Consider the following 19,587-nt stretch of genomic DNA (forward strand, 5'->3'; position numbering starts at 1 on the left):
TTAAAAGCTGGCTACATCTACCTCCACTTCTTCAGCATCTATCCATAATCTTTCTAAATTGTAAAACTCTCTATCTTCTTTATGGAAAACATGGACCACTATATCTCCAAAATCTAGTAGTACCCATTTGCCAGTATCATATCCTTCCTTATTCAAAAGCTCATACCCTGCTTCCTTCATCTTATCATCGATTTCATCTGATATTGATAACACTTGTCTTTTTGAGTTTCCACTCAATATCACAAAATAATCTCCTATAGTAGTCAAATCAGATATCTTCAATACTTTTATATCAAAGGCTTTTTTATCGTCGGCAGCAGATACTATAGTTTTTAATTCATCATTTAAAATTTCTGACACTTAATTACCTCCTATTTATCTTTTAAATTGAAAATTATTGAGTTTCTAGCTTTAATGGTATCTATATGTATAGTAAGACCTTTATCAATAACATACTTAATAGTGCTTCCCATGGCTAGAAGTAATGCCTTGTCCAAATCCACATATGCTATTCTTCGAATATCATCTACTCCTGAAAATATCCTTCCGGGCTCAATATAATCAGCTAAATAAATTATCTTCTCTAGTAAAGTCATATTAGCCTTTCCTGTAGTATGTATGTTAATAGCATTAAGTATATCTTCATCCTCAACTTCATATATTATTTTGGCTAAAACCGCTCCTACAGGCCCATGGAGTAATCCTCTATTATTTTTCATAACATCATCTTGAATTATACCAAAATCTTTAGCCTTTTTCAATATTTCATCGGCGTTTTGCAGTTTGCCGCAATCATGCAAAAGTCCTGCGATGGCTGCCTTTCTCTCAGAGCAATTATACTTCTGAGCTAATTTAATAGCTGTTTTTGCAACTCCCAGAGAATGTTCATATCTAGCTTCTCCTATAGCCTCTTTTAAGACTTTATGTTTTTCTTTATCTCCTAGTATCTCATAATGAAATCTCATATATCAAAACAACCCCCCATTTTCACTACTTTTATACAAGTTATTTTTATATATGTAATGCTCTACTGATTCAGGCAAAAGATATTTTATACTTTGATTGTTATTAATTCTATTTCTTATATCAGTTGATGAAATCTGAAGAGCAGGTACTATTAGGGTGTATATACTTCTATTATATTTTTTTTCAAGCTTTTCGATACCCTTTTGCATTTTTTCTAAACCAAATCCTGGTCTAGTAGCTGCTACAAAATTACATAAAGTTAGTAGTTCATTTACATTTTTCCATGTAGGTAAATCTAATATAGCATCCGCTCCAGTTATAAAATAAAAATCCACTTCTTCATTGAATACTTCATTTAATTTTTTAATCGTATCAACAGTATATGTCTTTCCTGCTCTATCCATCTCAATTGAAGATACTTCAAAGTATGGATTGCTTATTGTTGCTAATAATGTCATTTGATACCTATGTTCAGGCTCTGTTACGTTGCTTAAGTTCTTATGAGGAGGTTGTCCTGAAGGAATAAATATTACCTTATCAAGGTTAAACTTATTCCTTACCTCTTCAGCTATTACTAGATGTCCTATATGTATAGGATCAAAGGTTCCTCCCATAATTCCGTATTTTTTGCTTTTGTCTGACATTTGATTACCTCCAGTTACTTTCACTACATCATATTATATATTATCATAACTATATTTTAAACTCTTTAACTTGATTTTTAACAGGAGGCTATTAAATACCATACTTCTTACATATTAATATTGATCTATGAAGCTCTTAATTTCATTGATTTCTTTCTTATCTATGCACTGAATACTATCTATTGATTCTTCTTCAAAATTTTTAAAATAGGCTGTTAGTTCTCCATTTTCGCCATCTTCATATCTAATACATTTGAATCCTTTATCATACAATTTTTTAACTCTCTCTAAATTTCTTTTATCCATTGATATTCTCCTTTCAATTTTATAAATAATGGATTTGCTTATTTACAAATAAATATATTTTCCCATAAACATTTATTGTGAAATTTTCTCAAAAATATAAAGAGATTGGTATTTACCAATCTCTTTATATTATTTACCTATTATGCAATTTGTATTATATTTTATTTTGGTAATTCAATTTGCTTATTATCTTCAGATTCTCTATAAATAATAAATTTATTACCTATGCTTTGTACAAACTCAGCATTAGTTTTTTGTGCTACCTCGTTAGCAGCCTCCTTGGAATCCATAAAACTATTATCTAAAACATTTACTTTAATGATTTCTCTAGCTTCTAGAGCATCATCAACTTGCTTAATAAAGTTTTCAGTTATTCCATTCTTTCCTAATTGAAAAATTGGATCGATTCCATGAGATAAACTCTTCAAGTAGCTTCTTTGCTTACCAGTTAACAATAAAGACACTCCTTTAAACGCTATTGTATAAATTATTTAGTAATAAATTATACTTCTACTTCTTTTCTAGAAATTCTTCTGTGGTTTTCATAATTCTTACTTCCTTTTTTCCAACCACTTCTATTTTTTTCACCGGGGTTATATTTTTCGTTTATTACGAAATCTCCCTTTGCAATGCAGTAATATGTTGCTTGATTCTCTTTACAATTGTTGCACTGTAAACAGTTCATTTTCCTTCTTGACCTCCATTTTAATCAAAAAATTCAAATTCTACACCACAAATACTCACTATATCTTCTTCTTGAACACCTAATTCCTTAAGCTCCTCAATTATCCCCCTCTTTCTGATGACATTTTGGAAATGCCTTAATGAATCTATATCATTAAAGTTAGTTGAATCAACTAGCCTCTCCATAGGATAACCTTCAACAACATACATTCCATCTTCTTTCCTTATAATTATATCATCTTCTTGCTTTTTCTTAAACTCATAAAGTTTATTTTCATCAACTTCTTCAAAAAGCGGTTCAGGTTCTTCAATTGTTTGAAGCACATTCCATATATCAAATTTTAACTTCTTAATACCAGTATTAGTTGCTGCTGAAATAGGGTATATATCATATCCTACTCCTTCGACTACTGACTTGAGCTTTTCAAAGCCTTCTTCTGCTCCTGGTAAATCCATCTTATTAGCTACCACAATTTGAGGACGCTTCGATAATTTGTCACTATATTTCTTTAGTTCTTCATTAATCTTTTTAAAATCATCCACAGGATCTCTAGCTTCTTGACCTGTGATATCTACTAAATGAACTAATAATCTTGTTCTTTCAATATGTCTGAGAAATTCATGCCCTAATCCTACACCCTCGTGAGCTCCTTCTATAAGCCCAGGAATATCCGCTACAACGTAACTCTCTCCTTCACCAATTTTAACCACACCTAAATTTGGAGTTATAGTTGTAAAATGGTAGTTACCTATCTTAGGCTTTGCATCGGATATTATAGATAATAGAGTGGACTTTCCTACATTAGGAAATCCTATTAAGCCTACATCTGCTAATAGCTTTAACTCAAGAACTATCCATCTTTCCTCTCCTTTTTCACCTGGTTTAGCGAATCTAGGAGCTTGTCTTGTAGATGTAGTAAATCTTGAATTGCCATATCCACCTTTTCCACCCTTAGCTACAACAAAGGTCTGTCCTTTATCCTTTAAATCTGCAATTACCGAGCCTGTTTCTTCAAGCCTAATTATAGTTCCAGGAGGAACTCTTAAAACCAAATCCTCTCCTTTTTTTCCATATTGATTCTTGCTTTTACCATCTTCACCACTAGGTGCTTTGAAATGGCGCTTATACCTAAAGTCCATTAAGGTTTTAAGTCCTTCATCTACCTTAAGCACTATACTGCCACCATGACCACCATCACCACCTGCTGGCCCTCCAGATGGCTCATACTTTTCTCTTCTAAAGGCAACTGCACCATTGCCTCCTTTACCACCTTGCACAAAAATTTTAGCCTTATCTACAAACATTTATATCATCCTTACTGTATATTAAGTTAAGTATAGACTTAAATTAATAATATTATTATACTTATATTATAGCTGATGTCAACTACAAATATTATTCCAAAAAATAAATTCTTTATAATTGATTTTTGCTTAGCTATATAAAAGCTTAGAATAAATATTATCCTCTGAATCTAAAGTTTTTTCATTATCATATTCAAAAAATATACATAGCTCTAGATCATTAAATAATACATTTCTATAAATTCCTTTAATCTTATTAGCTAAGTTTTTAAATTCCTCTCCACAAAGAATAAATTCTATTCTATCTTTATACTCTTGTATTTTAATGGTAAGTAGGCTCATTTCTCCATTAGCTCTTAGATAATCTAGTAGTTCTTTAATGACTTTTTCCAGTTCAAACACAATCTTATCTTCATTATCTATTTGTCTTAAATTGCTATCTATATATTTTTCCACATTAAATGTAATAAGAATTCCTAAATTATCAGCTTCATTGATCATTTTCATTAATACAAAAGAAATAGATGGAATTGATATTCTAAAAGCTTTACTCATGCTGGAATTTATTGATGTAACCTTTTTGATATGCTCAATTGCCATATCTTCTTTATGTAACTGGAGATAACCATAAATAATTTGAAAAAAGTTCATAAAATCATGGCGTTGATTACTAGCCAATTTTTTCAAACTATCTATATATCCACTGCTTATTAGGCTAATTGCCTCACAATTAGTCTTACCTTTACATATAGTAATTCTTGACATTTCAAATAAAGATAATAGCGAAACAAGTAACAAAATAGATAAAAATATTAAATTACTATTTAATCTAAACTGATTTTTTACTAAAAGATTAATGATACACATTATAGTGACAACAAGCTGCAAAGTTGCATATACTTTAATTTTATTTCCCCTTATCCAATAAAGTATCCCCTTAATAAGATCTCCCCCTTATCTTTCCCCTCATTGAATATTTTACCATATATAAAATTATTGTAAATAAAAAAACCTACCAGATAAGGTAGGTTTTATAGGCTTATTCAGCGTCCACTGCAGCTTTTACAGGATAAATGCTTACCTGTTTTTTATTCTTTCCTTTTCTTTCAAACTTTACAACTCCATCTGCCTTTGCGAATAGAGTATCATCTCCACCTATTCCTACATTTTGACCAGGATGGATCTTAGTTCCTCTTTGTCTAACTAATATATTACCTGCTAATACAAATTGTCCGTCAGCTCTTTTCACACCTAATCTCTTAGATTCACTGTCACGACCGTTCTTTGTACTACCAACACCTTTTTTATGTGCAAACAACTGTAGATTTAACTTTAACATCTCTTTACACCTCCCCGTACTCGAGAGTAATATACTTAGGATATACTTCAAGTAATTGCTTCATTCCGACTTCCATTACTTGAAATACAGTTTGTGCTTTATCCAACATATCATTATCAATATAATCAGGGATACTAAGTTCAAAGTATCCATCTTCATCACAAACTTTAATAAAAACATCTTCTTCTGGAATATTACAAACTTTTATAATAGAAGCATAAGTTGTATGGGCCAATATAGATATAGCAGCACATACGATATCTTCTCCAGATTGTGCAAATCCAGAATGTCCCTCAACAATGTATTTTAGAACATTTCCATTGTTATCCTTAAAAATACTAACTCTAGTCATATTAACACTATCCGTTAATGTTGCTTATTTTCAGTTTTGTATAAGGTTGACGATGTCCTTGTTTCTTTCTGTAGTCCTTTTTTGACTTATACTTGAAAACGATGATTTTCTTAGCTTTTCCTTGCTCTACAACCTCTGCTTCAACAGCAGCACCTTCTAAGTATGGTTTTCCAACTTTTAAATCTTCATCTCCTGCAATTAAAAGAACTTTGTCAAGGGTAATCTTGTCTCCAGCTTCACCATTAAGCTTTTCAACAAATACTGTATCGCCTTCTTGAACTCTATACTGTTTTCCACCAGTTTCTATTACTGCGTACATTATTTCAGCACCTCCTCAATCCAGTCTCGCCAATGTGAGGTAACATACTTTTAAAACCTACATTGTGCGGCTACTTACAGATTCTAATTTTAGCAGATTTGCAATGCTTTGTCAACTAACTACTTAAACTAATTTCCATTAATTTTTTCATGTTTTCAGTTTTTCCCATACTCTTTATATTTATGTCATTAAAATGAAGCTCTTTTGTACTGTTAACTAAAATACTAATCTCAAATTTTTCTTCTAATTCCTTCAATACATCTCTATTATTCTTATGCAAAATTTCATTTAGCTCTGGATTCACTTCTACTAGCACAGCTTCAGAATTTGTATGTAGCTTTATTCTTTTTAATTCAGTACGAAGCTTGTTTATTACTACATGCTCTGAAGATACTTTACCCTTACCACTGCAATAAGGACATTCTCTTAACAATTTAGTAGTTAACCTTTTTCTGGCCTTCTTCCTTGTCATTTCAACTAACCCTAATTGAGTCATACCCAATACTGCTGCCTTTGTTCTATCTTTCTTTAGAGATTCTTCTAAGGCTTTAAGAACTAAATTATCATCATCCTTATTATTCATATCTATGAAATCTATGATTATTATTCCACCAATATTTCTTAATCTCAACTGCTTTGCTATGGCTCTAGCTGCTTCTAAATTCGTTTTAACTACAGTATCTTCCAGATTTGTTTTGCCAACATATTTCCCTGTATTTACATCTATTGAAGTTAATGCTTCGGTCTCATCTATTACTATGTAGCCTCCGCTTTTTAGCCATACTTTTCTCTCTAAAGCATGACTTATTTGAGACTCTATCCCATAATGTCCAAATATGTCATGACTATTGTCAAAATACTCTACTTTAGATTGTAAATGAGGTGAAATAAGCTCTACCAATTCAACAATACTCTTATATTTATCTCGATCATTTATAACCAAACGTTTAGATTCTGATGTAAACATATCTCTTACTACTCTGTGTACTAAGTCTAAGTCTCTATAAATAGTTCTAGGTGCAAATCCCAAATTTCTTTCTCTATCTATTTTATTGAACAACTTAAGCAAAAACTTCATATCATCCTTTAACTCTTCCATGCCTTTTCCTTCTGCAGCTGTTCTAAGGATTACTCCAATATTATCTGGCTTTATCTCTTCCATTATCCCTTTGAGTCTATCTCGTTCGTTTTCATTAGTAATTCTTCTTGATATCCCAATATAATTAGTGTACGGCATTAGAACTAAATTCCTACCTGGCAAAGTTATATGGGTTGTAATTCTAGCTCCCTTTGTTCCAAAAGGCTCTTTAATAACTTGCACTATTAGTTCTAGTCCAGTTTTAACCACATCTTTTATTGAAATATTCTTCAAATCTATATCTTTATTTAAGATCATACTTTTAGGTATGGCATCCTTTATATGTAAGAAAGCGTTTTTTTCAAAACCAATATCTACAAAGGCCGCTTCCATTCCTGGTAAAACGTTAACAACCCTACCTTTATATACATTTCCTAGAATTTTATTACCATCTTCCCTCTCTATATAAAGCTCTACTAAATCATCATCTTCAAGAATTGCCACCCTATCTTGTTTAAAACCTACATCTATTATTATCTCATTCATAAAACCTCTCCTAAAAATTTATTATATCGGTGTAGTAATATTATTTTCTTCTTCAATGAACAACTCCAATCTTTGAATTTTAGTTTTATCTTCTATTATATCCAAATTACTATAGTTATTAAAAGCCCATATCAAATCTTCTGGCTTAAGATTACCAGTACTACCTGTTTTTAACATAACCTTAAAAATAACCGAATTATTATCGAAGCTAAAAATATCAAAATCCTTTATAAACTCTCTTATATTAACATCTCTTTTCTTTATTTTTCCTCTTTTTTTCTTTGTCTTTGTGATTATAATTTCGTCTTTATTTAAGAAATCATCTAACTCTTTTTGTAAAACATCTTCATCAATTGTATTTTCAAGATTAATTTTAATTATATAAGATGACCATCTTATCAATGACATGATAGATTTCTTATCATCTGTATATTGTGATTTAATAATTCTAATTGATTTAGGTAAAAACTTATTTGTCATTTCAATAAAACTCTCTATAGGAATCTGCCTATCTAACTCTAGATCAAAGTATTCACCATGACTAGTAACACCTAAAGGAAGAGCTGTTGCTAGAGATAGTTTAGGTTGAGGGTTATAGCCTTCTGTATATTTTACAGGTATATCGGCTCTTCTAAAACACCTTTGAAATAATCTCATAAGGTCTAAATGTCCAATAAATATCATTTCATTTTCTTTTGTAAATTTACCTCTTATTTTTATCATTAGCATACACCCCCATTAAAGCTTTGGTTGATTCCACATGCTGTACAACCCTGCCTACAATCATGGGTTAGTTCACCTTTAATAGCCTTTTCATTTTCCTTTATTAAAAATTCCTTTGTCACACCTGTATTAATAAAATCCCATGGCAGAACTTCATCATAGCTTCTACTTCTAGTGGCATAAAAATCTGTATCTATTCCTGTAGTCTCAAAGGCCTTCATCCATTTATTAAAATCAAATAAGTCTGCCCACCCGTCGAATCTACAACCACTTTTCCAAGCTTCTACTATGGCCTTAGATACTTTTCTATCTCCCCTAGCAATAATTGCTTCTAGGAAGCTTAGCTTAGGGTCGTGATAATTATATTTTACCTTTCTATCTCTTATTTCTCCCTTTAATAAACGAATTTTATCATAAAATTCATCAATACTATTCTGAGGAAACCATTGAAATGGGGTAAAGGGTTTTGGTACAAAACAAGAGGTACTAGCAGTTATTTGAAGATTACCTTTTTGCTTTTCCCTTGGCAAGCTAAAGAATACATCCTTAACCTTATATGCTAAATCTTTGATGCCCATAACATCCTCTTTTTCTTCTGTTGGTAACCCTATCATAAAATAAAGCTTAACACCTGACCAACCCAGACCAAATGCTTCTTCTACGGAATCTATTAAATCTTTTTCTTCTATACCTTTATTAATAACATCTCTCAATCTTTGACTACCTGCTTCTGGAGCAAAGGTAAGTCCAGATTTTCTAAGATCTTGAATTTCATCAAGGAATTCAAGTGAAAATGAATCCAGTCTTAAAGAAGGCAGGGATAAACCCACATTCTTATCTTTAAATTCTTCAATTAATCTTTTAATAAGCTCTTCAAGCTGTGAATAGTCACTAGTACTTAAAGATGAAAGGGAAATTTCGTCATGTCCAGTTGCATCAACTAACTTTTTAGCCAACTCGACTAAGGTGTCAACTTTTCTTTCTCTAACAGGTCTGTAAATCATTCCTGCTTGACAAAACCTACATCCTCTAGTACATCCTCTAAATATCTCAAGTATGATTCTATCATGAACCGTTTCTATATACGGTACAATTATCTTGTCAGGAAAATATGTTTTATCTAAATCCTTGATTATGACTTTTTTAATAGTTTTAGGATATTTTGAATTCTTAGGTACCATGCCCTTTATTGTATTATCTTCATTATACTCTATATTATAGAATGATGGCACATAAATACCTTCTAATTTCGCAACCTCATCCAAAAAGTCCTTTTTATCTTTACCTAACTTTTTCCACTGTTTATAGGTCTTTAAAACTTCTAATGTAAGTTCTTCACCTTCACCTATTACAAAAAAGTCTACTATGTCTGCAAGGGGTTCTGGATTATACACACAGGGTCCACCAGCTATAATAAAGGGATCATTTTCACCCCTATCTTCACTTAAAACTGGTATATTTCCTAAATCTAGCATATTTAAAATATTTGTATAGCTCATCTCATATTGCAAAGTAAATCCTACAAAATCAAGTTCATTAATAGGCGTCTTAGTCTCCAAAGTATACAGTGGAATATCATTTTCTTTCATCTTTTCCTCCATATCTACCCAAGGAGCAAATACCCTCTCACAATAGATACTATCTTCATTATTTAAGAGATTGTATAAGATATGTAATCCTAAATGGGACATCCCTACTTCATATATATCTGGAAAAGCGAATCCAAATCTCACTTCAATTTTATCAATTTCCTTAACAATAGAGTTTTCTTCACTACCGATATATCTAGCTGGCTTTTCAACTTTTGGTAAAATTTCTTCTAATAGTTCTTTATTAATCATTTTTTATCACCCTTCTTAAGTTTCTTTATATATTCTATTATTAGTATTTTTTCATGTATTTACTATTTTATCATTTTTCTTTTTCAATTAATAGTTTTTGTAGTGTAACATCTATCCCATATTTTAAAATCCCTTCAAATAAGTCATTTTCATTGATGCTTCCAATGGAATTACCTGAGTCATCAATTACTATTATAATATGATATCTTTTAGGTAAGAAATAACTGGTTATCTCTTTGGCACTTACAGTCTTAATTCCCACTAATAAATGAGTTCCCATAATTCTTTTCTTTTTTAATTCTCCCCGTTTTTTTAATATTTCATAAATGAAGAGAAAAGCTGCCATTTTATTTTCTTTTCTGGCAGCTAATAAAACAAATATAGATATAAGTATAAGGTATAGCCCTTCTTGATACAAGACGAAATTTACTACACCAATAATAATTACAAAAATACAAATAAAATAAGTTGCTTTTGTCATCATTCTAGTACAAGCTTTAAATCCAACTCTATTTGAAAAGAGTGCTCTTACTATCTTTCCTCCATCTAAAGGAAAAACAGGTAACAAATTGAAGCTTCCTATGATAATATTAGATCTTATAATTAAATTGATTACACTATTATTTATACCTACTTCTTTTAACAAATAAAATAGCAAGGCAATTACGAAATTAGTAGCTGGTCCTACTACTGCCACTATTATTTCTTCAGTTATACTAAACCAAAATATTCCATCTGCTTTAGCTATGCCCCCAAATGGAAAAAGCTCGATTTCATCCATTTGAATTCCTAATCTGATTGAAGTTACTACATGTATCATTTCATGACATAATACCGATCCAATTCCAATTATTATTTCCTGCCCATAACCAAGGTATAAATAAAATCCTATTAACATTAGTAAAAGAAAGTTTATTTTTATCTTAACTCCTTTTATTCCCTTTAAAAAAGACATATTAGCACATCCCTATTATTTTGATACTAAATTCTTTGTTGTGAAACTCATTATATCCAAAGGGTTTATTGGAATATCATCTTCTCTTACCTCAAAGTATAAATATTTTAATCCATTTTCTGATATCTCAAGAGTGCCTATTTTTTCTCCTTTTTTCACCGATGTTCCCAAAGCTACAGAAACTTCATCTAACCTACCATAAACTACCTGTATTTCACCATAGTCAATTATTACTTGCTTTCCAAATAACTCGTCAGACTTTACCTCTTTGACAACTCCACTTTCAATACTCTTTACATAGTCTTCATTAGTCTGTATTTCAACTCCCTTATGAAAAACAGATATATTATTAGTTTTTTTCTCTTCTCCAAATGGACGATAAATTGAGCCAGATACAGGAATAGCGTAACCTGTATTAAAATCCTCATTATATTCTTCATTGTATTCTTCATCAGAATTGAAGACAGGAATAGCTTCATTTGTCCCCTCTATAACCCCTTTAACATAATTAACTACATCTTTGCTACCCTTTAAAATATCAGTATCATGATTGAGTGTCTTTTTAACTATTTCTATCGCCTTTTCAGTTGGCTCAGTATCGATTTGTTTAATCACTAAAATTGCCAATACTATAAGTATACAAATAATTAAATTTCTAAACTGGCTTCTGTAAAAAAATTTATTAGAGTTTTTTACATTATATCCTCTTTTTCTTCTTAAGTTATGTAAAGACTTATTCAAAAAATTATTTTTTTTCATATTTTATCACTACTCCAACTTTCCTTAGTTTTATTATAATATTATTTTAAAATCTCCTCTTTTATTACAAAAAAGCACCATTTAAATTATCCAATAACGATAACTTAAATAGTGCTTTTAGAATTACTCTTATTTAATTATATTTCTCTACCAAGGAGTTTTTCTGTTAAATCATATAAATATTTTCTATATTTATTATCTGGTAGCTTTTCTAAATATATTTTAGCTTTTTCTATATATCTATCTAATAATTTCTTAGTATACTCTATTCCCCCTGATGATTTAACAATATCACTTATCTCAGATAAAGAATTCTCATCAATATCTCCTTGGAGTAAATCCTTAAGCTGATTTTTGTACTTTTTACTATTCAAAGCATATATAACGGGTAGGGTATATATACCAACTGTTATGTCATGCAACACAGGCTTTCCCAGCTTGTCCATAGTCCCTTCGAAGTCTAAGATATCATCCTGTAATTGAAAAACAGTTCCTAGAGTCATGCCAAATTTTCTAAGGTATTTTATAGTATTTTTATCACATTCAGCTGTTTCTGCTCCGATTTGACACGATAGACCGAATAATAGTGCCGTCTTATATTTAATACGTTTTAAATATTTTGTTGTACTCACATTTAAATCGTTTCTTGATTTATATTGTTCAACTTCACCTTCACAGATACTTTTAAGAATCTTTGCTATATGAGATGAATTCTTTAGTTTAGAATCTCCATCTAAATATTTAGAAGTTAATAATAAGGACTTTGTAACTAAAAAGTCTCCTGTGAAGATGGCTATTTTATTTCCATGTAATTTATGAGTAGCTGGCTTACTTCTTCTCAATTCGGCTTCATCAATTACATCATCATGCACTAAAGTTGCTAAATGTAAAAGCTCTACAGAAGCTGATAAATTAATTGCTGCTTTTCCATCATAGTTTCCAAACTTAGCACTATTAATTAGTAATGCAGGTCTCAAACGCTTACCTCCTGCGTTTATTAGTCTTCTACATTCTTCTTCTAGAATAGAGTTCTTGCTTTTAACGCTTTTTATTAAGCTTTCTTCAACCTTTTTTAATTCATTTAAAATTTCTTGTGTATACAGGTTCATTTAAATCTCCCTTCTAAGGTGTTACTATTTGAAATTCTTCATTTGTTTGTTCAAATTTATCTTTTACACCTTTTGATAGATATAGTTTTTTATCTTTAGTAATATAAATAATTTCTATTTCATCTAAGCTATTAGCTAATTTAAGACCTTCTTCTACTCCTAGTACATAAAAAGCTGTAGATAATCCATCTCCTTGTATAGAAGTATCAGATAATACTGAAATTCCTGCAACATTATTTCTGGCTGGATATCCTGTTTTTGAATCAATTATATGATGATACCTTACTCCATCTTTTTCAAAATATCTTTCATAATTTCCAGAGGTAACTACTGAAATGTCTTCGTCCTGTACAATTCCTACATGCTTCTGTCTAACTCTATATGGATCTTGAATTCCGATTCTCCAAGCATCTCCATTTGGCTTTGAGCCTACCGCAAAAATATTACCACCCAAATCAATTATTGCACTTTCAACCTTATTTTCTAAAAGTATTTTTTTTGCTTCATCAGCAGCATATCCTTTAGCTATACCACCTAAGTCCAATACCATTCCAGGCTCACTTAAATAAACCATATTATCTTCCATTAACTCTAATTTATTATAGTCTATCTTTAGAAGATTTTCTTCTATCTCCCCTTCTGATGGTATTCTTTCATGCTCAGTACCTATGCCCCAAAGCTTTACCAATGGACCTATAGTAGGTTCAAAGGCTCCATGACTGATTTGCGCAAATTCTTTTGCTTTCTTTAGAACATAATATACATCATCGTGAACTTTTACTGGCTTTATGCCCGCATTATCATTAATTTTACTTACATCACTCGTCTCGATGTTTATACTCATTCTATTTTCAATTTCATCAAATCGATTAAAAACCTTATCAATGATTTCTTCATTTTGATGATCATAAAGGGTAACTACAACGAAGGTTCCAAGCATAAAACTATCTTTAGATAATGTTTCAGTTGGTTGTTGATTATCTGTACACCCTGATAAAGCAGTAGTTATTATTATTGCAAAAATTAAAAAATATATTATTTTTCTTTTATACATTATCAACACCTCTTTCTCAAATAATACACCACTATATAGTTTATCATATTTCTACAAAAAAAGATAAAAATATTTTAAAGCCCCAACGAAAAGTTGGGGCTTTAATAGCTGTAATAATCTTTTAAATTTACTATTTAAGAGATATTTATTTTGCGTCAGCTAATGCCTGTTCTGCAAGATCAAAGAACTCTTTAACATGGATAGTAGCTCCTGAAATTGCATCTGTATGTCCTTCTTCACTTGTGTACTCTATATCTGTTGGGTCTTGTGTTTCTATTAAATAAGCTTCTGCTGCTGATGCTTGTTCAACCCATGTTGATTGAGCTCCACCATTTTCTACCATACCATAGTCTCCATCTGCTGATGCTTGATCTTTAGACTTATCAGTATCTTCACCTATACCATCCCAATCAGCTGCTACTATATATCCATTAACAACTGTGATACTAGCATAGTATTTCCAACCATTACTAAACTCATCCATTTCAGCATAGTAATGACCATCTTTATATTGTCCTTTACCTTTAGGTCCTTGAGCTAAAGCCTTATTTGCTAAATCAGCAAATTCTTTAACTCCAATTGTTGCTCCTGAAATTGCATCTGTGTGTCCTTCTGCATCAAACTCTATTGCGTCAAAGTTTTGGTTGTCAACTAAGTACTTCGCAGCAACTTCTGCTTGCTCATACCAAGGTGCAATTGCTCCACCATTTTCTACCATACCATATTCACCATCTTCTGATGCTTGACTCTTTGTTTTACCAGCGTTTTCGCTAACGCCTTCCCAATCTGCTGAAACAATTTTACCATCTTTTACTTCTAATGTTGCAACATATTTCCAACCATTGTGGAATTCATCTTGTGTTGCAAAATAAATACCATCTTCTAATTCTTCCACATTTACATCTTCATTACCTGTATCTTCGTCTTCTGTGTTGTTGTCATTGTTGTCAATGTTTTCATCGTTGTTAGTATCGTCAGCTGAATCTGCATTGTCTACATCCTCAGTTCCTCCACAACCAACTGCTACTAATGAAAATGCCAACATTAACACTAATAATAATGCTAAACTTTTCTTCATAATTAATATCCCCCTTCTAAAAATGTTTGTTAAAAAATATACTTAACTATATTTTAGAGCAAAACTTATAAACAATCAAGTATTTTTTGTTACTTTTATAACAACTTTAATTTATTTTAGTCGATTATGTTATACAAATGTTGTAATATCACACCTTTTTTGCTATAATGAAAGAGTTAATAATATATTATCTTAATATATACCTTTATACTGTTCTTATTTGATGGTCTAAATGCTTCAAAATACTAAATAGGTAAACATACAATTTTATATAATATTTAAACTTATTTTTTTGCCTATTTACCTATTATAATGGATTAATAGATGTTTGTCTTATTTGTAGTATTCTAGTCAATTAATTCTAATAAGGATTTCAGTATAAGGGAATGTTAACTATATATCAAAAATATAAAAAAATTTTTTAAGGGGGTTAAACTTTTGAAAAAAATAGTAATTCTAGGCGGCGGATATGGTGGAATAAGCGCTGCGAAAAAACTTCATAAGAAGTTTAAGAAAGATGATAATGTGCAAATTACGCTTATTGACCAAAATCCACATCATACGTTATTAACTGAGTTACATGAGGTTGCCGGTAACAGAGTAACACCAACAAGTCTTTTAATTGACTTAAAGAGAGTTTTTAAATCTACTAAAGTTAATGTTGTCCAAGATAAGATAACAGATGTAGATTTAGAAGGAAAGGAACTTAAATCTAGCAAAGAGATTTATGACTTTGACTATCTTGTTTTAGGAGTTGGTAGTGAGCCAGCTTACTTCAACATCCCAGGAATGCAAGATCATGCATTCACTTTATGGTCAATGAAAGATGCATCAAAAATTAGGACTCAAGTACTTAAAATGTTTGAAAAAGCAAGTAAAGAAAGTAGTTCTGAAAAAAGAAAGTCACTTCTAACATTCGTTGTTGGTGGTGGTGGTTTTACAGGAATCGAGGTTCTTGGAGAACTAGTTCAATGGACTAAAGTACTTGCTAAAGAATATGATATTGATCCTAATGAGATTCAACTTAAAGTTGTAGAGGCCATGGACAAGATATTACCTGTTCTTCCAGATTCATTAGTTAAAAAAGCTACTAGATTCCTTGAGAAGAAAAACGTTGAGGTTCTTACTAGCACAATGATTACTGGCGTATCTGATAGCAAGGTTGATTTTAAAGATGGTAGCTCAGTTGAAACTAATACCTTAATCTGGACTGGTGGAGTTAAAGCTAATGATTTCGCTAAGCAAATTGGTCTTGATGTAAATAGAAAAGGTAGAATCTTAGTAAACGACTACCTTCAAACTAATTTTGAAAATGTATATGCAATAGGTGATAATGCTGACTTCAGAGATGAAGGAAAAGAATCACTACCTGCACTTGTTGAAACTGCTATGCAAACTGGTAAATGTGCAGCTGAAAACATATATAATGATATTAAATCTAAAGAAAAGAAAGAAATGGAATTAAATCTACATGGTGTTATGGTTTCAATAGGAAGTAAATATGGTGTTGCTGACACAATGGGACTTAGAACATCAGGTATAATAGCTATTTTATTTAAGCATATGATTAACCTTCATTATTTATTTGAAATAGCTGGATTTGGAGTAGTTTTCGAATATATGATTCACCATTTCATCGAAAAGAACTACCAAACAAACCTATTCGAAAAAGAACTTGTTAGACACGCTGGAGCTAAGACATATGCTTTCTTCTTACCAGCAGTTAGAATGTTCTTAGGTGTTATGTGGTTAAGGGAAGGTCTTCATAAGTTAGGTTACAACTTCCTACGCGCTGGAGATAATGGTTTTATTTGGTTCGCTAAGGACTCATGGTTAGCAAACTGGTGGAATACTCTTGCAATCCAAGTTCCTAACCCACCAGCTGATGTAACTTCAGGAGCTTCTTTAATGAACCTTATTGGAGATCATACACCAGGATGGTATGAATGGTTTACAAATCTAACAGTTTATAACGCTCCTATGTTCTTCCAAAAGATGGTTGTAATAATAGAATTAGGATTAGGATTAGCTTTCCTTTTCGGAGCATTTACTTTTATAGCAGGTATCATTTCTACAGTAATGATGATAAACTTTGCAATATCAACTGGAATTTCAGTTGACCAATACTGGTTCATATTCGCTTCAATTTCTTGTATGAGTGGTTCAGGAAGAGCTTTCGGATTAGACGCTTATATCATTCCTTACGCTGAACAACAATGGAGATATTTTGCAGACAATCGTGGTATAAGGCTGAATCCGTTTAGACCAGTCAAAAAAATATAACATAAAAAAATAGCGCCTAGGCGCTATTTTTTATGTCCATTTTCATGTATAACTTCTCTCCAACTTAAATCGCCTCTTGCTAATCCTTTAATTAATAGCTCAGCGGTGCCGATATTTGTTGCCAATGGAATATTGTGAACATCACATAATCTCATTAAAGCTAATATATCAGGTTCATGGGGCTGTGCTGTCAATGGGTCTCTAATAAAAAATATTAAATCCATTTCATTTGTAGCAATTTTTGCACCTATTTGCTGATCTCCCCCTAAAGGACCTGACAAAAACCTATGTATCTTTAAGCCAGTTGCTTCCGAAATTTTCTTTCCAGTTGTACCTGTAGCAAAAAGATCATTCTGTTCTAAAATATTCTTATATGCTAAAGAGAAATTAATTAAACTCTGCTTCTTTTTATCATGGGCAATCAATGCAATCTTCATATACTGCCTCCAATAATTAAAATAAGTACTTTTTTCTAATCTTTCATTTTATCCTTCATTTTCAAAATAGGTATATTTGCAATTAGTGCAGGAATTGGTGCATTATCAGACTCTCTCCGGGTCTTTGTAAATTTAACATCAAGTCCTTCTTCATCAATTTCCATATAATCTGATATTACCCTTATTATATCACCTTTTACCATATCTAGAAAGCGAGGAGAAACATTAGCTCTGTCGTGGATAAGTACAAGTTTTAATCTTTCCTTTGCTACACTTTTACTATTGCTGTCATTTTTACTAAGTTTCTTAAAAAAATCCAACTTTATTCCTCCTTTATTATTTCCCAAAAATCAATTTCCTAAGCTTACCTACTAAACCTTCATCAACTTCTAAGTCCATTAGTGGTACTTCTTCACCTAGAATCCTATTAGCAATATTTCTGTAAGCTTGTCCTGCGAAGGCTTTATCATCAGAAACTACTGGCTCTCCTTTATTTGTAGATATAACGATTGCTTCGTCATCTGGCACCACACCTAATAAATCGATTGCCAATATGTCAATCATATCATCTATATTCATCATATCTCCTCTTGCAACCATTTCCTGTTTAATTCTATTTATTATAAGTAAAGGATTGTGTAATCCTTTAGATTCTAAAAGTCCAATAATTCTATCAGCATCTCTAACTGCTGAAATTTCTGGGGTGGTAACGACAATTGCCTTCTGTGCTCCTGCTATTGCATTTTGAAAACCTTGTTCTATACCAGCAGGGCAATCAATAATAATAAAGTCAAAATGCTCTTTTAATTCTTCACATAGTTCTTGCATTTGCCTAGGGGATACTGCTGTTTTGTCTTTCGTCTGAGCAGCTGGTAATAAATATAATCCTTCGTATCTCTTATCCCTTATAAGACCTTGTTTCAGTCTACAAACTTTATCAACAACATCTACAATATCATAAACTATTCTATTTTCTAGTCCTAAAACAACATCTAAATTTCTTAATCCTATATCAGCATCCACAACAACAACTTTTTTACCTAAACTAGCCAAACCTGCACCTATATTTGCTGTAGTAGTAGTTTTACCTACACCACCTTTACCTGAAGTAATAACTATTACCTCACCCATATATACTACCTCCTATACTCTTATTTTTTAGTTGAATAGGGTTCAATCAATACGGCATTTCCTTCTATTCTTGCGACTTCAGGCCACTTTGAAGCATTAACATAATTCTCTGAATCAGGTCTTCTTGCAATAATCTCAGCTATTCTCAACTGAGTTGGTTGAAGATTAAAAGCCGCTACAATGGCCTTACGGTTTCCATCACTACCTGCATGGGCAATTCCTCTTAGTGATCCCATTACTACGATATTGCCTTTAGCAACAACTTGTCCTCCAGGGTTAATATCACCAATTACTATAAGGTTACCTTCATATTCAATATATTGTCCTGACCTAACTGTAGACCTAATAAACCTAGTCTCGCCTTCTTCGATCCCTGAAAAGAAACCATCTTGTATAGATGATTTTGGATCTATCCGTCCTTTAATTTCTAATGATTTCTTATCGTTAACAGCAATACCATATTTTTGCTCAATTATTATTTTCAATTCTTCTTTTTCGTTTATAGTTAGATTTTTGCCGACAAAATTAATACGATCTGAACCAGCAAAAAAATCTTTGGTTTCTTTAAGCTTTAATTCAAGTTGCTCTTTTATTGCTTTGAAGTTTCCATCTTTTATATGTATATAAATTCCCTCTTTATTACCTTTAAAAGCCACTAGATTTTCATTCATCTGACTA

Annotated in this window: 24 protein-coding genes; 1 reads left to right on the top strand and 23 read right to left on the bottom strand. The window is 31.4% G+C overall.

Features of this window, described 5'->3' with window-relative positions; genetic code table 11:
• The 19 genes from rsfS to JMO20_RS15730 form a co-directional block, all read right to left on the bottom strand.
• On the bottom strand, window positions 1-360 hold the full coding sequence (gene rsfS, locus JMO20_RS15640) for a ribosome silencing factor (RefSeq protein ID WP_341534044.1): 360 nt from the start codon (window positions 358-360) through the stop codon (window positions 1-3).
• Between the two features lie 11 nt (window positions 361-371).
• Window positions 372-965 (bottom strand): bis(5'-nucleosyl)-tetraphosphatase (symmetrical) YqeK, encoded by a 594-nt coding sequence (gene yqeK, locus JMO20_RS15645; RefSeq protein WP_202710639.1) that lies wholly within the window; start codon window positions 963-965, stop codon window positions 372-374.
• Window positions 966-968: 3 nt separating this feature from the next.
• Window positions 969-1,610 (bottom strand): nicotinate-nucleotide adenylyltransferase, encoded by a 642-nt coding sequence (gene nadD / locus JMO20_RS15650; protein WP_202710640.1) that lies wholly within the window; start codon window positions 1,608-1,610, stop codon window positions 969-971.
• 114 nt (window positions 1,611-1,724) lie between these two features.
• Window positions 1,725-1,916: a hypothetical protein gene (locus JMO20_RS15655; RefSeq protein ID WP_202710641.1), complete on the bottom strand. Its 192-nt coding sequence runs from the start codon at window positions 1,914-1,916 to the stop codon at window positions 1,725-1,727.
• Window positions 1,917-2,077: 161 nt separating this feature from the next.
• Complete coding sequence (yhbY, locus tag JMO20_RS15660) at window positions 2,078-2,371, bottom strand: ribosome assembly RNA-binding protein YhbY (protein WP_202710642.1); 294 nt, start codon at window positions 2,369-2,371, stop codon at window positions 2,078-2,080.
• A gap of 47 nt (window positions 2,372-2,418) precedes the next feature.
• Window positions 2,419-2,601 (bottom strand): hypothetical protein, encoded by a 183-nt coding sequence (locus tag JMO20_RS15665; protein WP_202710643.1) that lies wholly within the window; start codon window positions 2,599-2,601, stop codon window positions 2,419-2,421.
• 20 nt (window positions 2,602-2,621) lie between these two features.
• Window positions 2,622-3,905: a GTPase ObgE gene (gene obgE, locus JMO20_RS15670; RefSeq protein WP_202710644.1), complete on the bottom strand. Its 1,284-nt coding sequence runs from the start codon at window positions 3,903-3,905 to the stop codon at window positions 2,622-2,624.
• Between the two features lie 129 nt (window positions 3,906-4,034).
• Window positions 4,035-4,670 (bottom strand): Spo0B domain-containing protein, encoded by a 636-nt coding sequence (locus JMO20_RS15675; protein ID WP_207753527.1) that lies wholly within the window; start codon window positions 4,668-4,670, stop codon window positions 4,035-4,037.
• 274 nt (window positions 4,671-4,944) lie between these two features.
• Window positions 4,945-5,244: a 50S ribosomal protein L27 gene (gene rpmA, locus JMO20_RS15680; RefSeq protein WP_202710646.1), complete on the bottom strand. Its 300-nt coding sequence runs from the start codon at window positions 5,242-5,244 to the stop codon at window positions 4,945-4,947.
• Between the two features lie 4 nt (window positions 5,245-5,248).
• Complete coding sequence (locus JMO20_RS15685; RefSeq protein WP_202710647.1) at window positions 5,249-5,596, bottom strand: ribosomal-processing cysteine protease Prp; 348 nt, start codon at window positions 5,594-5,596, stop codon at window positions 5,249-5,251.
• Between the two features lie 7 nt (window positions 5,597-5,603).
• Entirely contained in the window at window positions 5,604-5,915 is a 312-nt protein-coding gene (rplU, locus tag JMO20_RS15690) for a 50S ribosomal protein L21 (RefSeq protein ID WP_202710648.1), read from the bottom strand.
• Between the two features lie 115 nt (window positions 5,916-6,030).
• A complete protein-coding gene (locus JMO20_RS15695; protein ID WP_202710649.1) occupies window positions 6,031-7,539 on the bottom strand; it encodes an Rne/Rng family ribonuclease in 1,509 nt (502 codons plus the stop codon).
• A gap of 21 nt (window positions 7,540-7,560) precedes the next feature.
• Window positions 7,561-8,262 carry a TIGR03936 family radical SAM-associated protein gene (locus JMO20_RS15700; protein ID WP_202710650.1) on the bottom strand — a complete coding sequence of 234 codons (702 nt, stop codon included), beginning with the start codon at window positions 8,260-8,262 and terminating at the stop codon, window positions 7,561-7,563.
• On the bottom strand, window positions 8,262-10,103 hold the full coding sequence (locus JMO20_RS15705) for a TIGR03960 family B12-binding radical SAM protein (RefSeq protein ID WP_207753528.1): 1,842 nt from the start codon (window positions 10,101-10,103) through the stop codon (window positions 8,262-8,264). Before JMO20_RS15705 ends, JMO20_RS15700 begins: the two co-directional genes overlap by 1 nt.
• Before the next feature lie 70 nt (window positions 10,104-10,173).
• Window positions 10,174-11,058, bottom strand: coding sequence for a M50 family metallopeptidase (locus JMO20_RS15710; RefSeq protein ID WP_202710651.1), 885 nt, complete (start codon window positions 11,056-11,058; stop codon window positions 10,174-10,176).
• 15 nt (window positions 11,059-11,073) lie between these two features.
• A complete protein-coding gene (locus JMO20_RS15715) occupies window positions 11,074-11,817 on the bottom strand; it encodes a peptidoglycan DD-metalloendopeptidase family protein (protein WP_202710652.1) in 744 nt (247 codons plus the stop codon).
• Between the two features lie 137 nt (window positions 11,818-11,954).
• Complete coding sequence (locus tag JMO20_RS15720) at window positions 11,955-12,926, bottom strand: polyprenyl synthetase family protein (RefSeq protein ID WP_202710653.1); 972 nt, start codon at window positions 12,924-12,926, stop codon at window positions 11,955-11,957.
• Between the two features lie 13 nt (window positions 12,927-12,939).
• Window positions 12,940-13,980, bottom strand: coding sequence for an FAD:protein FMN transferase (locus tag JMO20_RS15725; protein WP_202710654.1), 1,041 nt, complete (start codon window positions 13,978-13,980; stop codon window positions 12,940-12,942).
• A 145-nt stretch (window positions 13,981-14,125) separates the two neighbouring features.
• Complete coding sequence (locus JMO20_RS15730; RefSeq protein ID WP_202710655.1) at window positions 14,126-15,058, bottom strand: FMN-binding protein; 933 nt, start codon at window positions 15,056-15,058, stop codon at window positions 14,126-14,128.
• A gap of 438 nt (window positions 15,059-15,496) precedes the next feature.
• Between JMO20_RS15730 and JMO20_RS15735 the strand changes: the two genes are divergently transcribed.
• Window positions 15,497-17,341 carry an NAD(P)/FAD-dependent oxidoreductase gene (locus tag JMO20_RS15735; RefSeq protein WP_202710656.1) on the top strand — a complete coding sequence of 615 codons (1,845 nt, stop codon included), beginning with the start codon at window positions 15,497-15,499 and terminating at the stop codon, window positions 17,339-17,341.
• Window positions 17,342-17,364: 23 nt separating this feature from the next.
• Here the strand turns inward: JMO20_RS15735 and mgsA are convergent, their stop codons facing one another.
• The 4 genes from mgsA to minC are packed head-to-tail and all read right to left on the bottom strand — an operon-like array spanning window position 17,365 to window position 19,580.
• Window positions 17,365-17,778, bottom strand: coding sequence for a methylglyoxal synthase (mgsA, locus tag JMO20_RS15740; protein ID WP_202710657.1), 414 nt, complete (start codon window positions 17,776-17,778; stop codon window positions 17,365-17,367).
• A 35-nt stretch (window positions 17,779-17,813) separates the two neighbouring features.
• Complete coding sequence (gene minE / locus JMO20_RS15745) at window positions 17,814-18,098, bottom strand: cell division topological specificity factor MinE (RefSeq protein ID WP_202710658.1); 285 nt, start codon at window positions 18,096-18,098, stop codon at window positions 17,814-17,816.
• Window positions 18,099-18,114: 16 nt separating this feature from the next.
• Window positions 18,115-18,909 carry a septum site-determining protein MinD gene (gene minD, locus JMO20_RS15750; RefSeq protein WP_202710659.1) on the bottom strand — a complete coding sequence of 265 codons (795 nt, stop codon included), beginning with the start codon at window positions 18,907-18,909 and terminating at the stop codon, window positions 18,115-18,117.
• A gap of 20 nt (window positions 18,910-18,929) precedes the next feature.
• Window positions 18,930-19,580, bottom strand: coding sequence for a septum site-determining protein MinC (minC, locus tag JMO20_RS15755; protein WP_202710660.1), 651 nt, complete (start codon window positions 19,578-19,580; stop codon window positions 18,930-18,932).
• Between the last annotated feature and the right edge of the window lie 7 nt (window positions 19,581-19,587).

The sequence above is a fragment of the Sporosalibacterium faouarense genome, from assembly GCF_016765695.1.
In the GTDB taxonomy this organism is placed as follows: domain Bacteria; phylum Bacillota; class Clostridia; order Tissierellales; family VENL01; genus Sporosalibacterium; species Sporosalibacterium faouarense.